Raw genomic sequence first — 17,802 nt, 5'->3', positions numbered from 1 at the left:
ATAGACTGCATGCAAACACCCTGCATCCACGTCTGCTCAATTGATCCGGAAACCGCCCTGTGCACGGGTTGCGGTCGCACGCTTCCAGAGATCGGCGGTTGGATGTCCTTTTCCGACGAAGAGCGCCGGCTGCTGATGACCTTGTTGCCAGCGCGGCTTGCCGCAATCGGATTGGCGATCCCATTGAAGCCCACCCAGCAGGCCACAGCGGAGCAGTGTGCATGAACCGTCTGACGATCGTCCTTGCGGTCCTTGGCCTCGGTCTCGCAGTCCTCTTGTTCAGCGGCGACACGACCCGCGTCTTCGGCATGCGAACCGATGATTTCGGCCGCTTTGTCTATCTGCTTCCGATTGCACTAATGCTGGCCGCCGGCATCTGGGCGAGGCGCACGAGCGCGAGCGAGACACTGCGCAATCTCATGATCTGGCTCGTGCTGATCCTCGCTCTTGCGACCGTGTATCTGTATCGCCAGGAAGCGCTTGGCGTCGGTAACCGCCTGCTGGCCGGCCTCGTGCCGGGGCGTGCCGTTGTCGTGACGACCAGCGAGGGCGGTCAGGAGGTGATCCTTCACAAAGTCCTGAACGGCCACTACGAAGCCTATGTCACGGTCAACGGCCAAAGCATTTCCATGCTGGTCGATACCGGTGCCAGCATGATCGCGCTGTCCCGCGAGGATGCGGAGCGCGTTGGCATCATCCCGGAGAATCTCGATTATTCGATGAGCGTTATGACTGCCAACGGCCGCGCCCGCGCAGCCCGCGTGACGCTCGCCGAGGTCGCGATCGGCCCGATCGTTCGTCACAACGTCCCGGCCAGCGTCGCTGAGGACGGCAAGCTCGACCAGAGCCTGCTCGGCATGAGCTTCCTCTCCACCCTCGGCTCCCTCCAGATCCAGACGGACGAACTGCGGATGCGAGACTAATGGCCGCGGTCTAGCTCCGCAGCCTGTATCCCGTCTTGAAGATCCAGCCCAGGCTACCGAGGCAAATCAGCAGGAAGAGCGAGATCATCCCGAGGCTGACCAGCGGATTGACGTCGGCAATGCCGAAGAAGCTCCAGCGGAAACCACTGACGAGGTAGAGCACCGGATTGAAGTGGCTGACCGCCTGCCAGAACGGCGGCAGCATGTTGATCGAATAGAAACTGCCGCCAAGAAACGTCAGGGGCGGCACGACCAGCATGGGGATCAGGTTCAACTGTTCGAAGTTGGCGGCCCAGATGCCGATCATGAATCCGAAGAGGCTAAAGGTGATCGCCGTCAGCAGGAAGAACAGAACCATCATGACAGGATGCTGGATCCTGATATCCACGAATAGATTCGCCGTCAGTAGGATGATCACCCCGATCATCAGTCCCTTCGTCGCCGCCGCACCGACATAGCCAAGCAGGATCTCGCTCATGGCCACCGGGGCCGACAAGACCTCGTAGATCGTGCCGGTAAACTTCGGAAAGTAGATGCCGAACGACCCGTTGCTGATGCATTGGCCAAGCAGCGTCAGCATGATCAGGCCGGGCGTGATGAACGCGCCGTAGGATACCCCCTCCACTTCCTGGATCCGCGAGCCGATCGCCGCGCCGAAAACGATGAAATAGAGCGACGTCGAGATCACCGGCGATACGACGCTTTGCAAAAGCGTCCGGCGCGTGCGCGCCATCTCGAAGAAATAGATGGACTTGATGGCTTCGACGTTCATTTCGCTCCTCCCACGAGCGCCACGAAGATGTCTTCCAGCGAGCTCTGCTGCGTCGAAAGATCCTTGAAGTGAATGTTGTGCTCGCTGAGCCGGGTCAGCAACGTGGCAACGCTTTCCTGTTCTTTCTCTGCATCGAAATCGTAGATCAGGCGGGTGCCGCCTGCGACGAGCGAGAGGCCGTTGCCGGCAAACCGATCCGGCAACGCCTGCAATGGCTCGGTCAATTCGAGAATGAGCTGCTTGCGGCCAAGCTTGGCCATCAGCGCCGTCTTGTCTTCCACCAAAAGCAGCTCCCCGCCGTTGATGACGCCGACACGATCGGCAATCTCTTCCGCCTCTTCGATGTAGTGTGTCGTCAGGATGATCGTGACGCCTGAGCGTCGCAGCTTCTCCACGACATGCCACATGTCCTTGCGCAGCGTCACATCCACGCCCGCGGTCGGCTCGTCGAGGAAGAGGATTTGCGGTTCATGCGACAGTGCCTTGGCAATGAGCACGCGCCGCTTCATGCCACCGGACAGCTGCCGCAGCATATTGTCTTTCTTGTCCCACAGCGACAGATCGCGGAGCACCTTATCGATATGCCCGGGATTGGGCCGCTTGCCGTGCAGCCCGCGGGAGAAGCTGACGGTATTCCACACGGTCTCGAATTGGTCCGTGGTAAGTTCCTGGGGAACAAGGCCAATCATCGAGCGCGTCGCCCGGAACTCCTTCACCACGTCATGGCCATCGACCGTGACCGTGCCACCGGTCGGATTCGTGATACCGCAGACGATCGAGATCATCGTTGTCTTGCCCGCCCCGTTCGGCCCGAGCAAGGCTAAAATCTCACCCCTCTCGACATCGAGATCAATGCCCTTGAGCGCTTGAAATCCGTTGGCGTAGGTCTTGGTGAGATTTCGGATGGAAATGATGGGGGCCATGAACTCTTCTGACATCTGCGGCGGGAGTTGCTGGGGCGCTATATATCCGCTTTGAGTAGTTTTGACATCCCAACACAGGTGAACAGAGTATTCACTTGCGTGAAAAGGCGCGCGGGAAGAAAAGATCCTTCGCGCCTTCAGCGAACCCCAAAGCAGAAGATGTCATCAGACGGTGATATTTCTGATCCATAAAGACGGCGAGGCAAGCAAGCGCTCTCCGTCCCGCCGCACCCCTTGCGGAGCCGCCGTCCGAGCGATCTCGTTACGCTCCTTTGCTTCCTCGACATACAGTAGAGTGTATTACCTATGATGACATGAGATGACAGGATCCGGCTGGGCGGCCGTCGCCCGCGCCGCGTTCGCATTGGGGGCCGGCTCTCGGGCCGGCCTTTCCTTTTCAATCGCAGTAGACCCTACCGCTCTGGCGTGCGCGCAGATCGAAGTGAAAATGGTTCCAATGCTCTGGATTGCTGCCCGGTCCGAGCACCGTGTTGAAGTACTTGCAGCTGTCGCTGCGCACGGCCTGCAGCAGCCTGCCCTCCCGGAAAGAGAACAACCCTTTCTTGCGCACGTCGATCGCGTGACCGCTCTTCAGGACAAACTTGCCGACATCGATTGCGTTGCCGTGAGCGTGCTCAGACATCGGATTGTAGCGCTGCCGGCTGTTGTTCATGCGGCGGCAGCTATATCCGCCGAGGGGCTGGATGGTCTTGATACCGGACCAGTAGCGAAAGCGGGCGGAAGGCGCGAGCTCGTTCTTGACCCATTTGGCGAAGGCGAGCGTCACCTGGCAATTCAGCGTCACCGCCGGCCGGACGCCGATATTGCCTGACAGGCCCTGCAATGAGATCGGGTACGGCACCTGGCAGGCCGGCCCGTTTGAGATCGGCGGCTTCTCGGTATAGACGACACCCATCCGCTTCAACTCACGGCGACAGGCAAGCTCCGAGGCTGGCATTACGCTCGGATCAGCGGGCGCGACCGGTTCGCTCATCATCGGCGCGGTCGGGTTGCTCGGTCGCAACATGGCGACCTCGTTCTCTTCGGGCACGCGCGCCGGCGCAACCACCCGCCTTCCGTCATTCCAGACAGGTGCGTTACCCATCTGCGCCTGCGCCGCGGGCGCAGGGATCCGCGCGCTGTTAAGCTGGGTCGGATTTTCGGTGCCGATGCCATCGACAACGGGCTGGTCGGACTGGCCCTCGGCGATCTGCTGCTGTTGCTCCTCTGCCAGACCGACGACAGGCTCCGCCCCCAGTTCAGCATCCATATTGACGCCACCGGTAGGCACGGAAAGTGGCTGCGTTCCGCCCCAGGTCGAAGGCTGGTTTCGAAGTGAGCCGGCAGCGCCCTGCGCGCCCGCCATCGCCTCGTCGCTGTCGATCATTGGCAGTCGCCCGGGCTGCGCGGATGCCCGTAGCGTCTGACTGCCACTGCGGCTCTCACCTGTTCCAGCAAGATTGGGGGTGTTGAGATAATCCACCGATCCTGCGGCATCGCTGACAGGCGCGTTTGCGGCCGGATAGGCCTGCTCGCTCGGCGCTGTCTGCATTTGCGGCACAGGTGCACGGCGGCTTGCCGGAGAGATCGATCCCACCCGTGTTCCATTGTCCACCTCGCCGGGCGGAATAAGGCCATCGGTGGAACACGTCACCAGGGCTGTCGATAGCAGCACGGGCAATACGTATTGCCGAAGAATGGGAACAAACGCCATACTCTCATCGCTTCCGAGGAACGGCAGGGATCTAAAACTTGAGCCGAAATTTAACGATGAACGGTGAACGAAAGCTTACCCCGATCGCGACTGCCGCCCCCAACTCCCGAAACCGAGCCCGGACAGCACCTATCCAGGCCAAGGACAAGACGCTGGCCCGACACGCAGCTGTCACAATTTGGACATAGCAGCCCTCGACAACACACGTTGCCGCATGCTGTACAAAAACGAAATCTTAAGTCATTCCAACGATTGTAAGATTGAGCCATCCAACGTCGGACCGGGTATGAGTTTCTTCGCTGCTTTCGTCAAAATCGCAGACCCGATGGCGTCATCCCGAGGTAGCAGCGAGGCTGCCGTGGCGGCGCTGGAACGCCAACTCGCGGACAAGGAGCGGCAGCTCGAACAGCAGGCGGTCGCCCTCGCGCACAGCCGGAAGATATTCGATCGCTCGTCCGAGGCCGCACGGATTGGCGTATGGGAATGCAGCCTACCCGACAATCAGCTTGTCTGGACCAAGATGGTCTACGATCTCTTCGACCTGCCACATGAGGCGAATCTCGAACGCGCCGAGATCCTGAAATGCTACTCTAGAGAATCGCTTTCCGAGCTTATTCGTCTCCGCGGCCGAGCGATCGAGGAGCGGACCGGATTTACGCTCGATGCCGAGATCCTCACGCCCAAGGGCCATACGCGTTGGATTCGCATCACCGCGACCGTTGAGTGTGAAGACGATGTCCCCGTCCGGATCTTCGGCATGAAACTCGACATCACGGCTGAAAAGATGATGTACGATCAGATTCGCTATCTGGCGGAATTCGACATCCTGACCGGCCTGCCGAACCGCGCGCAGTTTCAGACCGCGCTGCAGCGCCTGCCTCTGCGTTCCGTTGGCGGCAATGCCGCTGCCCTGCTTCTGATCGACCTCGACGGCTTCAAGGGCATTAACGACACCTTCGGCCACCAGGCGGGCGACGATTGCCTCAAGGAAACGGCAGAACGGTTGCTCGCAGCGTGCGCGGGGGCAGACCTCGTGGCACGGATTGGCGGCGATGAGTTCGCGGTTCTCGTCAGCGGCTACGACAGTGTCGAAAGCGTCGCCGCGCTCGCCGGGACAGTCGTTCGGCGCCTCAACCGCTCTATCGAACGGAACGGCGCCAAAATGGATGTCGGCGCATCCGTCGGGGTTGCCTTCCACGACGCATCGCTGCGTTCTGACATCTTCGTTTGCGCCGACGCCGCGCTCTACAAGGCGAAGAGCGACGGCAAGAACCGCTTCCAGGTCCACCAGGCTCCCGCCTGCATCGACAATCCAAAGATGGACGCCGCCTAACCTCTCCCACGCATTGACCGAGCAACGTGCCTTCTGAAACGCTGGCGACGGATGCACGCGTCTGGACTATACTACAGGCTGACTGCGGTCATCGGCAACGTGCGTCAGGAGTGACATATGGCAGACAGCAGATCCCCGGTCGCCCCAGGCGCACGCGACATTGCAATATTGATCGGCCGGCTGCTTCTCGCCTGGATCTTCCTGCATGAAGGCGTCTCGCTGGCGTTGAATTTTTCAGGCGCCGTCGAGATGGCCGCGCAATTCGGCTTGAGCGTTCCCCTGCTTGTGGCAACGATCGCACTCCAGATCGGCGCCGGCCTATCTATTGCGGGCGGGCTCTTGACCCGCTTCGGCGCAGCCGCCCTGGGCCTGTTTTGCGTCGCAACCGCCACGCTCTACCACACGAACTTCAGCGACCAGAACGAACTCCTTCATTTCGAGAAGGACCTGGCCATTGCTGGTGGGATGTTCGTGCTCGCCGCGGCGGGAGCCGGCGCTCTCTCGATCGATCACTGGCTGAGGAGCCGCGGGCAGTAGCGCCGGTCGAACTAAAAAATATGAACACCTACCCTCGTCGCCGATCCGTCGCGAAGATTATTGCGCGAAGTCACCATGCGGTCACGCAGCATCGCACCGCTCTCCCCGATAGGCTCTCACGATCGCCTCGACCGCCTCCACCGCCTGGGCAGTGTTCGTCTGGTAGTTCGTGACTGACAGCCGCAAGACCTGCCTGCCGCGCCATATCGCGCCACCGGCAAACAGGGCGCCTTCCCGCTGCAAGGCACCGATCGTTCGCTTGGTCAGCTCGTCGGCCTGCTCGGCCGGCCAGTCCGCTCCGAAGCGCACTATCACTTGGTTGAGCAGCACATCGTTGGCGATCGCAATTCCCGGCTCTTTGGCAAGCGCCTGCGCTATGGATGCCGCGACGTCACTGGCGCCATCAACCAAGGCCTCGATGCCCTGGCGTCCGAGATGCCTGATCATCGCCCACGTGGCAAAGCCACGCGCGCGCCGCGACAGCTCCGGCACATAGTGCGAGGGATCGCGCTCGCCTTCGCTGGCAAGCGGCAGATAGCTCGCCGATATGGTCATGGCCCGCCGATGCGCGACTTCGTCGCGAACGATTGCATAGCCGCAATCGTATGGCGTCTGCAGCCACTTGTGCCCGTCCGTCGCCCAGCTGTCCGCCTGCTCCACGCCTGAAGTGAGATGACGGCGCCGTGCCGATACCTGCGCCCAGAGGCCGAACGCCCCGTCGACATGCACCCATGCGCCTTTCGATTTGGCGATCGGGATCAACCTGCCGAAATCATCGCAGGCACCCGTATTGATCTGCCCGGCCTGGAGGATCGCTATGCGCGGGCCAGAGACATCAGCAACGGCCTGTTCGAACCCTGCCGGCACGATACGCCCCTGATCATCGGTCGGGACCCGTATCACGCGGTCGTGGCCGAGACCGAGAAACTGCAAGGCAGAAAATACCGTCGTATGCGCATCATCGCCGATCAGCACTGAAATGGGCGGCGCTCCGAACAGCCCGTTGGCGTCGGCATCCCAGCCGGCGCGCAACAGCACCTCGCCTCGGGCCGCCGCCAGGCACGTGAAATTCGCGACGGTTGCGCCGGTAACGAAACCAACTGAGGCCTCTAAGGGGAGTCCGAGCAGCTGAAGCAGCCAGCGCCCGCCCACTGTTTCAACAGCCGCGGCCGAAGGCGATACCGTATGGTTGCCGGCATTCTGTCCCCACGCACTGGTAAGGAAGTCAGCCGCTACCCCCATTGGGTGAGAGCCACCGATGACCCAGCCGAAGAAGCGAGGGCCGGTCATCAAATGCAGTCCGGGCTCGGCCGTTGTTACTAGCTCGTCAAGTACGTCGACAAGTGGCGATGGCTGTTCCGGCAGCGGAGCGGCGAAAGCCTCCAGCGAGCCGGCGTAATCCCGCAACGGATGATGAGGCCGACTATCGATCGTGTCGCGAAAGCGCGCGGCGTGGTCGGCAGCGATTGAGAACAATTCCTTCGTGCCCATGCGTCCGCCCCCCCCAACATCAGGCAGTTGAGCCTGCGATGGCGGAGAATAGCCTGAACTCAGTGCCGGAGCCAGCTAAACGGCTCAACCCACCGACGGAACGCTTTCAGATAATCAGGCGCCTGCACTGCGAAGTGCCACGGGCGCCTCGTGTTTCTCGCTGCCGTAGAGCTCGTTCATGATCTTGGCGACTTCGACGGCATAGCCTTCCGTCAAGCCGTGCAATATCTGCCCGCCGAAGGATGCGGGCTCCTCGGTGTCGTTGTCCCACACCATCCAGAGATCGAGCGGGTCGCAAATGACGTCGTAGCGTAGGTCGGAACTGTACATGGTAGATTGCCTCGATAACCCCACCCACTTAACCCACTGACTCTTAACGTCCTCTTGCTTTGGATTAGCAATTAGGGTGAACGATTTTTTGTGCTGGTGGCCGGAAGCCCAGAAACGACCAGGACAAAAACGGTTCCTGATCCTGCCGGAGCTCTCGCAGCGATGTCGCCTCGCGGCAGGTAGGCCCTGAATACAAGTTGCGACGCCCTTCAGAGGCGCTCGCGGCCGTCGGCACAGAGCAAATCCAAGGTCCCCGTTTTATTGCGCAGGGACGCTCCCCGTAACGATACGATCCGTTTTCATCACGTCCATCTGCGGCCAGTTGGACGCGGCTTCGGTCGCCGGACGGCTACCGACTGCCAGAATTGTGATCAGACCGGCCACGATGGCAGTCACAATCAAGCCGCTATAGGTCATGTTTCGAGCCTCAATGCTGTGGTTTCCCAGCCACTGCGGCGCAAACTGATACGAGAGCCTAAATGAAAGCATAATGAACGTGGTTAACGCACAGCCTTTCCGTTCTTGACCGGCGTGTTGTGGATAACTAATCGGCAGCACTGGCCTGCGCGGACCGCTCTTGGAACAACCGCTTCAACGCATCGAGCTTCTCAGCATCAATCTTCGGGTCGGTCACAGCGACCCAGCCATCGATATAGTGCTGGGGCGCATAGACGTGACCGTACCCCATGGGAGAGCTCGTGGCGATTGCCACGTCGACCAGCAATTGCAGCATCGTCAGCGCGGGAAACCAACGCAGGCTCGGCGAAACATCCGGGCCGCGCGGACGCCTCATCCATGCCGGCTCCCGATAGAAGGAATAGGCATCGAAGAAGGTTATTGGGTCGCTGGCATATTGCAGGTAGACGATGCGAATGGGTCCCCAGGTCGCCCCGGGAATATCCAGGTGGTTCGTCTGGTTGGTAAATCGGATGAGGGATCCGTCGCGGAACTGCGGCAGCCACGCGGGCGATTGGGGATTGCGCGCCGCCGTCACGTCTCGCCACATCCTGCTTTCAAAAGGGGGCCCGCTCCACAAAGCCCCCTGAAACGGATCCGCGACAATGTCGAATATATCGGCAGATACCTGCGAATTCAGCGCGCCAAGGCTGAGGCCATGCAGGTAGAGCTTCGGTCTCTTGTCTCGTGGCAAGGTCGTCCAGTAGCCATAGACTTCCCGAAACAACGCCTTGCCTGAGGCCGAGCCATATTCCGGCTCAACCAGCAGCGATAGCCAACTCGCCAGATAGGAATATTGAAGAGCGACGCTCGCCACGTCACCGTGATGCAGATATTCGAGCGGGTCCATCGCCTGCGGGTCGATCCAGCCGGTGCCGGTCGGAACGATGATGACGAGAAGCGAGCGTTCGAACGCGCCCTGCCGCTTCATCTCCTCGAGTGCGAGCTTTGCGCGCCCCTCGATCGTTTCAGCGTTGTTCAGGCCCACATAGGTTCGTATCGGCTCGCGCGCAGGCGCCTTCCAGAAATCGCTGATCTCGGCCGCTGTCGGTCCCGAAGCGATAAACTGGCGTCCGCGACGCCCAAGTCCCTCCCATGTGACAAGCGAGGCAGTGCTCCCGGTCTTTGCCGGGTCATCTGGCATCGGCACGCCCGTTTCCACAAGCGCGTCGACGCTGCGGAACGAACTATCAGCGAGATGCAATCCCGCCCGCAGCAATACGCCATCCACGACCGACCAGAAGAGTGCGATCGCAAGAACACCTGCGATGACCTGCGAGACGCGGCGCGGAACGTATCGTGATAGCCATCCCGACAGGAACAGACAGGTGAACCGAAACAGCCGGCCGATCAGAACAGCAACGAAGAAGGTGACGATTGCGACGAACGCGACGCTGAAGGGTTCAGCGGTATCGACGCGCTCCATGTGCCACAAGTCGCGAATGGAATTCTGCCAGTCGACAACTCGCCGAAGGAAGATTACGGCCAGCACGACGCCGAGTACGCAAACGATCAGGTTGCCGCGCAGCCTGCCAACACCGGGGACCCGCAGTTCCAGGTACTTCCAGAGCCAGCTGAAGGCCACCCCGAAGAAATATCCCACGGCCGCGGCAATGCCGGACAACACGCCTTGAATCAAATAGGAGCGTGGCATCAGGCTCGGCGTCAGCGACGCGGCGAAGAAGATGAAGCCAAGCGCCAACCCAGGCGTCGAAAGCGATACGAACAGGCGCAACAGCAAACGTTTCATGCGTTCCCTCTCATGCGTCTTGCGCCGGTAAAGGCAGCACGACCGCCCAGCCTGCCTACATCTGAAGTCCGAGGAACTTGAACGGCTGAGAGTCCTTGAACTCCTTTGTCACGTCCCCGGAATAGGTGTGGTCCTGGTTCTCGCCCAGGTCGAGTTTCTTCACTTTACCGCTCCCCTTGGAGAAGTCGATTGCCTTGAGATCGACCCAGAACGTATTGGGTGTCAGGGCCGACTCGAAGAAATACAGCATGCGCTTGTGGTCGACGACGGTCCGCCAGCGCGTCGACGAAATGTTCGGCTCTTCGGGCGTGTTCAGGCCATAAGGGACCGAGGTGTTTCGAACGACGCTGAAGACACTCGCCAATGCCCTGTTGGGGTCCTCATCCTTGGGAATGGCATTCACATAGAACGAGGCGCGCGCGAAACGGTCGGACGCCCGATTTGTGCCCGGCAGCATGACTGTCCCGCCGATCTGCTTCCAATAGGTGTTCAGCGCCAGTTGCTCATCGAAGGTCGGCGAATTCGTCATCACCTGGTATTTGCGGTCGTGGTGAATGACCTGCTTGCCCTTGAGATATTCGACGATCGCGCTGTCGCCGGTCTTGTCGGACATGGATAGATGAAGCGTCGTGAGCCGGTTCTCACCTGGCACGTTGTCGCTGACAATCGTGAAGGGTTCCTTTTCCAACGCCGCTACAGCCTCGTCGACGGTCGCAAAGTTATCGAGCACATACTGCCCCCACGCGGCGATCGTCAGGCCGGGCTTGCTGTCCTTGTCAAACTTCGGATACTCGGATTCGACGAGCCAGAGCAGATTGACATTAAGGCCCGCCTCGTTGAGCCCATCGGTCGTCGATACGTCGTATCCCGTCGCAACGACGCTGCCGTATTTCGCGGTCCACTTGATCGAGTTTGGCCCCGCCTCACCATTGCGTTCAATGCCGCGCGGCAGCACCCACAGGTTCGTGGCAACGTCGCTCTTCCAATCCATCGACCGCGCGGTGATGATATTGCCGTCAGGGCCGAGATAGACCAATCGCGTGCAAGCCTGAGCCGCCGATTGCCCGAAGACCATCATCGATCCGAAGGCGAACGCAACAAGCGAACGAGCCAGAGGGTTATTGCCGAAGATCATCCGCTACTCCATTCGTTGTTTTGAACTGAACTAGAAGCGCATCGAGAAGCCGACGACCGGCCCATGTTGGCTGACATCCCAGCGAAACTTGTTCGCGCCGGTGAAATCGTCGTTCTCATAGTCCTGATACAACAGACGATAGCCTGCACGCAGGATCGTCGGCTTGCCGAACATCTCGATCCGGTACCCGAGATACGCCTGCGCATTGACGCTGACCTTTGAGCCGACATCGAAACCGCCGACGTCAGCCTCGGCAAACAGGTTCCAACGGTCGGTGAGGTCGGCGTTCATTCGAAGGCCGATGAATGGATCGGCCCAGTCAGAACTCTTCGTCGAACTGACGCCAAAGGCAGAAACGTCTGCCTTCAGTTCTGTCCAGCGAACGCCGACTGTCGGCTCGAAGGATATTGTGCGCGGCTTTCCAAAGACGGTCTGCCCGCCAAGTTCTACTTCATACGCTTTGAAAAACGCCCCCGCAGCAAGTGTCGTGGTTTTTATGTCGATCCCGATCTCATGCGCGAAGACCCGCTCATCCTGGCTTGTCTGAACATGCTGCCCGTCGAAGTAGACACCCCATTTGCCGTTCGTGACTTCGACGTTGCCCATCAGCGCGAGATCGAGATGGTCGAAGATTTCAGAGAACGGCACGTCCACGTCGGTATCGAAGCCGGCAAGCGACGCGTTGCCTTTCAGGGAGGCTGCCCACACATAAGGGCTGACAATCACTGCCCATTTGGGTTCCGGCTCCATGCGTTCGGCATCAAAATCGGCAGCCCTGGCTGCCGAAAACACAATCGACGATAGGCAGAAAACGAGACTAAAAAGGCTCCTCGGCAGGCAAGGCGAGAATCGAAGCATTCTTAGCCTCCGTTGGGGACGCCATGCACTTTACTATCTGAAAGCGCAAATTCAAGGGACGCACGAGGGAGTAGACGCAGACAAGAGGGCTCCCGAACACCGTCCGGGAGCCCTCTTCCTCCTTAGGGATTTACCGTTCAGGCCGCGTACGACATGCGTCCGGCGCTGGTTCCGCCGGCAGCCCGTAGTCTGAAATTGGCAAGCAACGTGCTCAACTGCCGGCTTTCGTCGGCCAGCGTCTGGCTTGCAGCCGTGGTTTCCTCGACCATCGCGGCATTCTGCTGCGTCATCTGGTCCATGTGATTGACCGAAGTGTTGATCTCGTTGAGCCCCGTGGCCTGTTCGCGGGCCGCAGTCGCGATTGAAATGACGTGATTGTTCACGCGGTTGACCAGTTCCTCGATTTCGAGCAACGCATCCCCAGTCGAACGCACGAGCGTCACGCCGTTGTTTACCTCGCTTGCCGAGGTGCTGATCAGCACTTTGATCTCCTTCGCTGCATTGGCGGAGCGCTGTGCCAATTCGCGCACTTCCTGTGCGACCACGGCGAACCCGCGTCCCGCCTCGCCCGCGCGCGCTGCCTCCACTCCGGCATTGAGTGCGAGGAGGTTTGTCTGGAAGGCAATCTCATCGATGACGCCGATAATCTGGCCGATGCGGTTCGACGAATCCTCGATCCGGTTCATCGCGGTGACTGCGTTGCGGACGATATCGCCAGACTTGCCGGCGCTGGTCTTGGTTTCCGCCACCATCTCGCGGGCTTCTGCTGCACGTTCGGAAGCGGTCCGCACCGTCGCAGTGATCTCGTCGAGAGCTGCCGCCGTTTCTTCCAGCGCAGCCGCCTGCTGCTCGGTACGCTTCGACAGATTGTTGGTCGCCTCGCTGATGTCGCCGGCGCTGTCGTTGACGACGCTGGTCGACTCCGCGATCGCCCGGATCACGCCGTTCAGTGCGTCCACAGCGGAATTGAAGTCGGAGCGCAGCTTGGCATAATCCTGGCCGAGATCGCCGATCGACACGGTCAGGTCGCCCGCAGCCAGTTTCTCAAGTCCCGCGCCGAGCGACTGGATCGCGAAGGTCTGGCGATCCGCTGCCGAGCGCCAGTTGGCCTCGTTGCCGCGACGCTCCTCCTCGATCTGCAACTGGTGCTGGCTCTCGCGATCCCGCATCAGGGCCCGCTCGCGGACGGAATCCCGCAGCACAAGGAGAGACTTCGCCATGGCGCCGATCTCGTCGCGCCTATCGTGGTCGACAATATCGACGGCGCCGGCTTCATCGGCAATGGCGTTCATCGCACCCTTCAGCCGGGCGATCGGCGCCGTGACGCTGCGCACAATCCCGAAGGCCACGGCGATAATCACGATCGCGCCGACGAGGCAGGCGCCTGCGGCCCAGATCGCATTCTGGCGATAGAGCGCCGCAAGATCGTCAGCATAGACGCCGGTACCGACCACCCAGCCCCAGGGCTCGAAACCGACCACGTGAGAATATTTCAGCACAGGATCCGCTGCACCCGGCTTCGGCCAGTAGTAGTCGACGAAGCCCTCACCGCTCCTCTTCACGGTGTTGGCGAACTCGACGAAGATGAACTTGCCAGTCGGATCCTTGTTCTGCGACAGGTCCGTTCCGTTCAGCTCCGGCTTGATCGGATGCATGATCATCGTCGGATGCATGTCGTTGATCCAGAAGTAGCCGTTGTCGCCGTAGCGCATGGCCGAAATCACTTCCTTCGCTGCACCCTGCGCCTGCTCCCGCGTCATCGCGCCGGATTGTTCCAGCTTGTAGTATTTCTGGAAGATGGCGATGGCCGTGGCATCCATTTGCGCAAGACCGTGCTTGCGCTCGCTCTCCAGCTTCGCGTGCGAATAGTTGAGGAAGAAGGTGATCGCGAGCACCAGAATAGCCAGTGCCAGTGCCACAAGAGAATAAAGGCGGGTAGAAATCTTGACGTTACGCATTGAGCCCCGGCAGTTCAGAATTTAATAATGGTCGAATACTGCTATGCGGGTCTTACCGGATGGTGAATTTGAATTGGATTTTATTGAACTGCCGTAAGGCGAGAGATTTCGCCAGGGACTCACTTCTCGCGACAAAGCATTGATTTATTTCAACAAGCTTCCGCCCATACAAACACGCTAGGTAAGATCTTATAGAACTATGGTAGCAGTCTGCGGCGTTGTACGCATCGCCACCGGACCAGGCCGCGTTTCGCTTTAAAGGCATCTGCGCTAGGGTCCCTCGGAATCGTTGTCCCCGTATCACTGAACAGGAGCCTTTCATGACCGACGCCAAGCCGAATGGCGCGCTGACCCTTCGCACAGTGGCCATGCCGGCCGACGCCAATCCAGCCGGCGACATTTTTGGTGGCTGGGTCATGGCACAGATGGACCTTGCCTCGGGCATCACCGCATCCGAACGCGCCAAGGGCCGCGTCGTCACCGCTGCCGTCAAGGAAATGGCCTTCGCCCTACCGGTGAAGATCGGCGATACGCTGTCAGTCTTCACGACAATCGAACGCGTCGGCCGCACGTCGATCACACTGTCGGTCGAGGCCTGGGCGACCCGCGCACGATACAACAACATGGAAAAGGTGACGGCCGCGACCTTCATCATGGTCGCCCTCGACGAAAGCGGCCAGCCGACGCCGGTTCCCGCGGAGTAGGCATGGAAACGGTCGCCTCGCCGGAGGTCTTTCTCCACATCAAGGTCGTGATGGGGATGGTGATCTCGCTTAGCCTTGCGCGGCTGCTGACCGGGATCGCCGGCATTATCCAACACCCCGGAAAGGCGAAGCCCTATGCCGTGCATCTCGGCTGGGCGGCCTCCATGTTCCTCTTCATCATCCACATCTGGTGGTGGGAGTACCGGCTGCAGGCCGTACCGGTGCTCCATTTCGGCGTCTATTTGTTTCTCATCTGTTTCTGCGGGCTGTTCTTCATGTTGTGTGCCCTGCTCTTCCCCGCTTCGCTGGATGAGTACGGCGGCTACGAGGAATATTTCTACTCCCGCCGCAAGTGGTTTTTCGGCACGCTCGCCATCACCTATGCTGTCGACATCGTCGATACGGCGATCAAGGGAGCCGATCACATCCAGTCGCTCGGCTGGGAGTTTCCGGCGCGCAACGTCGTCTACATCGTACTCTGCTGTATTGCCGCCTGGACCGGAAGCCGCCGCTTCCACACTGCTTTTGTCTGGCTCAATCTCGTCTATCAGATCAGCTTCATTTTCCGCATCTACGATGTCCTCGGATTATGATGTGCAACTTTTTGGTTGCCAATTGGTCGCGGATATGCGATTAAAAAAGGCAACCAGGAGGTTGCTGATATGTCTGATCGCATCGAGAAGATCATCGAACTGAACGCGCCCGTCGAACGCGTCTGGAAGGCCATCACCGATCACCGCGAGTTCGGCGAATGGTTCCGCGTCCAGCTGGACGGACCCTTCGTGCCGGGAGAGAATTCGACCGGCCACATAACCTATCCCGGCTACGAGCACATCCGCTGGCAGGCGACCGTCAAACGCATGGAGAAGCCCGAGCTCTTCTCTTTCACCTGGCATCCCTACGCTATCGATCCCGATGTCGACTATTCCGGCGAACCGCCGACCCTCGTCGAATTCCGCCTGGAGCCGACGCCGTCAGGGTCGCGCCTGACGGTGACGGAGTCAGGTTTCGACAAGGTCCCGCCGCATCGCCGCGAGGAAGCCTTCCGGATGAACGACGGCGGCTGGGCCGAGCAAATGAAAAACATCAAGGAATACCTCGATCGCTAACATTGAATTCCGCCGCGACAATGCGGCCCCCCTGTTTGCCGCCTTGGGAGACCCGACGCGCCTGTCGCTGCTGACAACCCTCAGCGACGGGTGCGAGCGCTCGATCGCCGGCCTCTCCGCCGGCACCGAGCTTACCCGCCAGGCGATAACGAAACACCTGCATGTGCTGGAACAGGTCGGCCTCGTCCGCTCCACCAAGGTCGGGCGGGAAAGCCATTACGCCTTCCAACCCGATCGGATCGGCGAGATGCGCGCGTATCTCGACAGCGTCTCCCGGCAATGGGACGACGCGCTCGAGCGCCTGCGCGCGTTCGTGGAGCGTTAGGCCCCTGGCGTGCAGCAAGCCACCAGTCAGACCTCAGGCGCGGAAGATGAACGATGCGCCGATCGCGATCAGGGCGAAGCCAATGGCGTGGTTCCACGTCAGGTTCTCGCCGAGCCAGAAGACGGAGAAGCCGGAAAAGACGATAAGCGTGATCACCTCCTGCATCGTCTTCAGCTGTGCCGTCGTATAGACGGCCGAACCGATACGGTTGGCAGGCACGGCAAGGCAGTATTCGAAGAAGGCGATCGCCCAGCTGACGACAATGGCGATATAGAGCGCCGCGCCTTTGTGCTTGAGATGCCCGTACCAGGCGAAGGTCATGAAGATATTTGAGGCGAAAAGCATGACAACCGGCCAGATGGCGGTTGGGCTAAGGGCAAAAGGCATGGTCGATTCCTGGAGTTAAAGGTGGCGGCAGCATGTATCGCCAATTTTCTGCTCCGCAAGGGGTTACCCCATCTTGTCGCCTCATGCACGCCCGGTAACTGAAATCGATGCCCGTCAGCCAGCCTCAAAAGCACAATCCATGATTGATGTTGATTGGTGTCAATTCCTCCAAAGCTGTGCGCCTAATAGGGAAGGCATCCGCAGATTGACAGTCCGATACGCTGCAACGCAAGGCACTGCCGCGCATCGCCGGTCCGGATGGCCTCACCAGACCTCCGCCGGAGGGGACGCGCCATGGACACGATCACAGATATCAACAAATCCAGTTTGGCTGGCCTGCTTGCGGCGCTCGCGACGGCGAAAATGAAGGTCGGTTCGATCGCCAATGCCGATGGCAGCTATACCGTTACCTACGAGCCCTTGCCTTCCGCATCGGACGGAGCCCAGCTCAGCGAGACTATGCCGAGCACATTGCCAACATGGATAGCCCTGCCCCGGCGCCAGCAGGCGCGCATGGACCCTTCGTCCACGCCCGCGCGATCGCGCCGAAAACGATCCTTTATACCGACACGAACGGGCGTGACGAAATCCGCGAAGGCGGCTCGCGCTCCTGGCGTAATTGCAACGCCGGCAATATCCGCAAGGGCGACTTCTCGATCAATTGCGGCGCCATCGGCGATGACGGCAGCTTCGCGATCTTTCCCGACGAGGAGAGCGGGAAGGCGGCGATCATCGCCCTGCTGAGAACGACCGCCTACATCAAGCTCACCCTCAGGCAGGCAATCTTCCGCTATGCGCCGCCGAACGAGAACCAATCCGAAGACTACGCCAAGTTCATCCGTGACAAGACCGGCATTGCGCTGACGGCGGTTCTCGCCGACCTCAAGATGGACGACTTCCGCAAGATCGCGAAATTCATCCAGGTCGTCGAGGGCTGGAAACCTGGCACAATCAGGCCGAACGGACCGCCTGCGCCGCTGATCGGCGCAGGCGCGGCCATCGGCGTGGCGTCGTCGGCGGCGTCGGCCACGCAGGACTGGATGGCCATTGCTCGCCGGGAAGCTGCCCTTCCCGCACATGAACGCAGCCAATGGCCT

The 17,802-nt window shown here is 60.2% G+C and carries 20 protein-coding genes; 8 read left to right on the top strand and 12 right to left on the bottom strand.

Translation table 11 applies throughout. From position 1 onward, the window contains the following. The first annotated feature begins 9 nt into the window (after positions 1-9). Positions 10-225, top strand: coding sequence for a DUF1289 domain-containing protein (locus IB248_RS06720; RefSeq protein WP_192240575.1), 216 nt, complete (start codon positions 10-12; stop codon positions 223-225). After that, a complete protein-coding gene (locus IB248_RS06715) occupies positions 222-923 on the top strand; it encodes a TIGR02281 family clan AA aspartic protease (RefSeq protein WP_018854779.1) in 702 nt (233 codons plus the stop codon). The genes IB248_RS06720 and IB248_RS06715 overlap by 4 nt, the downstream gene beginning before the upstream one ends. A 10-nt stretch (positions 924-933) precedes the next feature. Here IB248_RS06715 and IB248_RS06710 read toward each other — a convergent pair whose 3' ends face one another. From IB248_RS06710 to IB248_RS06700, 3 genes are all read right to left on the bottom strand, one after another. Beyond that, a complete protein-coding gene (locus tag IB248_RS06710; protein ID WP_018854778.1) occupies positions 934-1,695 on the bottom strand; it encodes an ABC transporter permease in 762 nt (253 codons plus the stop codon). Beyond that, positions 1,692-2,618 carry an ABC transporter ATP-binding protein gene (locus IB248_RS06705; RefSeq protein WP_192240574.1) on the bottom strand — a complete coding sequence of 309 codons (927 nt, stop codon included), beginning with the start codon at positions 2,616-2,618 and terminating at the stop codon, positions 1,692-1,694. The genes IB248_RS06710 and IB248_RS06705 overlap by 4 nt, the downstream gene beginning before the upstream one ends. A gap of 397 nt (positions 2,619-3,015) precedes the next feature. Next, positions 3,016-4,332, bottom strand: coding sequence for an extensin family protein (locus tag IB248_RS06700; protein WP_192240573.1), 1,317 nt, complete (start codon positions 4,330-4,332; stop codon positions 3,016-3,018). 325 nt (positions 4,333-4,657) lie between these two features. On the opposite strand from IB248_RS06700, the gene IB248_RS06695 reads away from it, so the two are divergent. Both IB248_RS06695 and IB248_RS06690 read left to right on the top strand, forming a co-directional pair. Beyond that, a complete protein-coding gene (locus tag IB248_RS06695) occupies positions 4,658-5,665 on the top strand; it encodes a diguanylate cyclase (protein WP_246779219.1) in 1,008 nt (335 codons plus the stop codon). 117 nt (positions 5,666-5,782) lie between these two features. Further along, the gene (locus IB248_RS06690) at positions 5,783-6,202 is read left to right on the top strand and encodes a DoxX family protein (protein WP_112647841.1); all 420 of its coding nucleotides are present in this window, start codon (positions 5,783-5,785) and stop codon (positions 6,200-6,202) included. An 81-nt stretch (positions 6,203-6,283) separates the two neighbouring features. Here the strand turns inward: IB248_RS06690 and IB248_RS06685 are convergent, their stop codons facing one another. The 7 genes from IB248_RS06685 to IB248_RS06655 all read right to left on the bottom strand — a co-directional run bounded on the left by IB248_RS06685 (position 6,284) and on the right by IB248_RS06655 (position 14,180). After that, entirely contained in the window at positions 6,284-7,693 is a 1,410-nt protein-coding gene (locus IB248_RS06685) for an aspartate aminotransferase family protein (protein WP_169680198.1), read from the bottom strand. A gap of 114 nt (positions 7,694-7,807) precedes the next feature. Further along, on the bottom strand, positions 7,808-8,023 hold the full coding sequence (locus tag IB248_RS06680) for a hypothetical protein (protein ID WP_018854771.1): 216 nt from the start codon (positions 8,021-8,023) through the stop codon (positions 7,808-7,810). A 258-nt stretch (positions 8,024-8,281) separates the two neighbouring features. Further along, positions 8,282-8,440, bottom strand: a complete 159-nt coding sequence (locus tag IB248_RS06675) for a hypothetical protein (protein ID WP_167354909.1) — start codon at positions 8,438-8,440, stop codon at positions 8,282-8,284. Between the two features lie 127 nt (positions 8,441-8,567). After that, positions 8,568-10,229: an alpha/beta-hydrolase family protein gene (locus IB248_RS06670; RefSeq protein ID WP_018854769.1), complete on the bottom strand. Its 1,662-nt coding sequence runs from the start codon at positions 10,227-10,229 to the stop codon at positions 8,568-8,570. A 55-nt stretch (positions 10,230-10,284) separates the two neighbouring features. After that, positions 10,285-11,307 carry a linear amide C-N hydrolase gene (locus IB248_RS06665; protein ID WP_246779222.1) on the bottom strand — a complete coding sequence of 341 codons (1,023 nt, stop codon included), beginning with the start codon at positions 11,305-11,307 and terminating at the stop codon, positions 10,285-10,287. An 87-nt stretch (positions 11,308-11,394) separates the two neighbouring features. Continuing rightward, positions 11,395-12,222 carry a hypothetical protein gene (locus tag IB248_RS06660; RefSeq protein ID WP_246733583.1) on the bottom strand — a complete coding sequence of 276 codons (828 nt, stop codon included), beginning with the start codon at positions 12,220-12,222 and terminating at the stop codon, positions 11,395-11,397. A gap of 137 nt (positions 12,223-12,359) precedes the next feature. Further along, a complete protein-coding gene (locus tag IB248_RS06655) occupies positions 12,360-14,180 on the bottom strand; it encodes a methyl-accepting chemotaxis protein (RefSeq protein WP_018854767.1) in 1,821 nt (606 codons plus the stop codon). 320 nt (positions 14,181-14,500) lie between these two features. On the opposite strand from IB248_RS06655, the gene IB248_RS06650 reads away from it, so the two are divergent. From IB248_RS06650 to IB248_RS06635, 4 genes are all read left to right on the top strand, one after another. Beyond that, a complete protein-coding gene (locus IB248_RS06650; protein WP_018854766.1) occupies positions 14,501-14,884 on the top strand; it encodes an acyl-CoA thioesterase in 384 nt (127 codons plus the stop codon). Positions 14,885-14,886: 2 nt separating this feature from the next. Continuing rightward, on the top strand, positions 14,887-15,477 hold the full coding sequence (locus tag IB248_RS06645) for a hypothetical protein (protein WP_018854765.1): 591 nt from the start codon (positions 14,887-14,889) through the stop codon (positions 15,475-15,477). A gap of 69 nt (positions 15,478-15,546) precedes the next feature. After that, entirely contained in the window at positions 15,547-15,993 is a 447-nt protein-coding gene (locus IB248_RS06640; protein ID WP_018116196.1) for an SRPBCC family protein, read from the top strand. A gap of 1 nt (position 15,994) precedes the next feature. Further along, a complete protein-coding gene (locus IB248_RS06635) occupies positions 15,995-16,318 on the top strand; it encodes a metalloregulator ArsR/SmtB family transcription factor (protein WP_169680301.1) in 324 nt (107 codons plus the stop codon). A 33-nt stretch (positions 16,319-16,351) separates the two neighbouring features. Here IB248_RS06635 and IB248_RS06630 read toward each other — a convergent pair whose 3' ends face one another. Next, positions 16,352-16,705, bottom strand: coding sequence for a DMT family protein (locus IB248_RS06630; protein WP_018116323.1), 354 nt, complete (start codon positions 16,703-16,705; stop codon positions 16,352-16,354). Between the two features lie 410 nt (positions 16,706-17,115). After that, positions 17,116-17,796, bottom strand: coding sequence for a hypothetical protein (locus tag IB248_RS31615; RefSeq protein ID WP_246733582.1), 681 nt, complete (start codon positions 17,794-17,796; stop codon positions 17,116-17,118). Positions 17,797-17,802: the final 6 nt, after the last annotated feature.

The organism is Rhizobium sp. RHZ01, from assembly GCF_014851595.1.
Taxonomy (GTDB): domain Bacteria; phylum Pseudomonadota; class Alphaproteobacteria; order Rhizobiales; family Rhizobiaceae; genus Rhizobium; species Rhizobium altiplani.
This window is presented reverse-complemented; position numbering and strand designations above follow the sequence as displayed.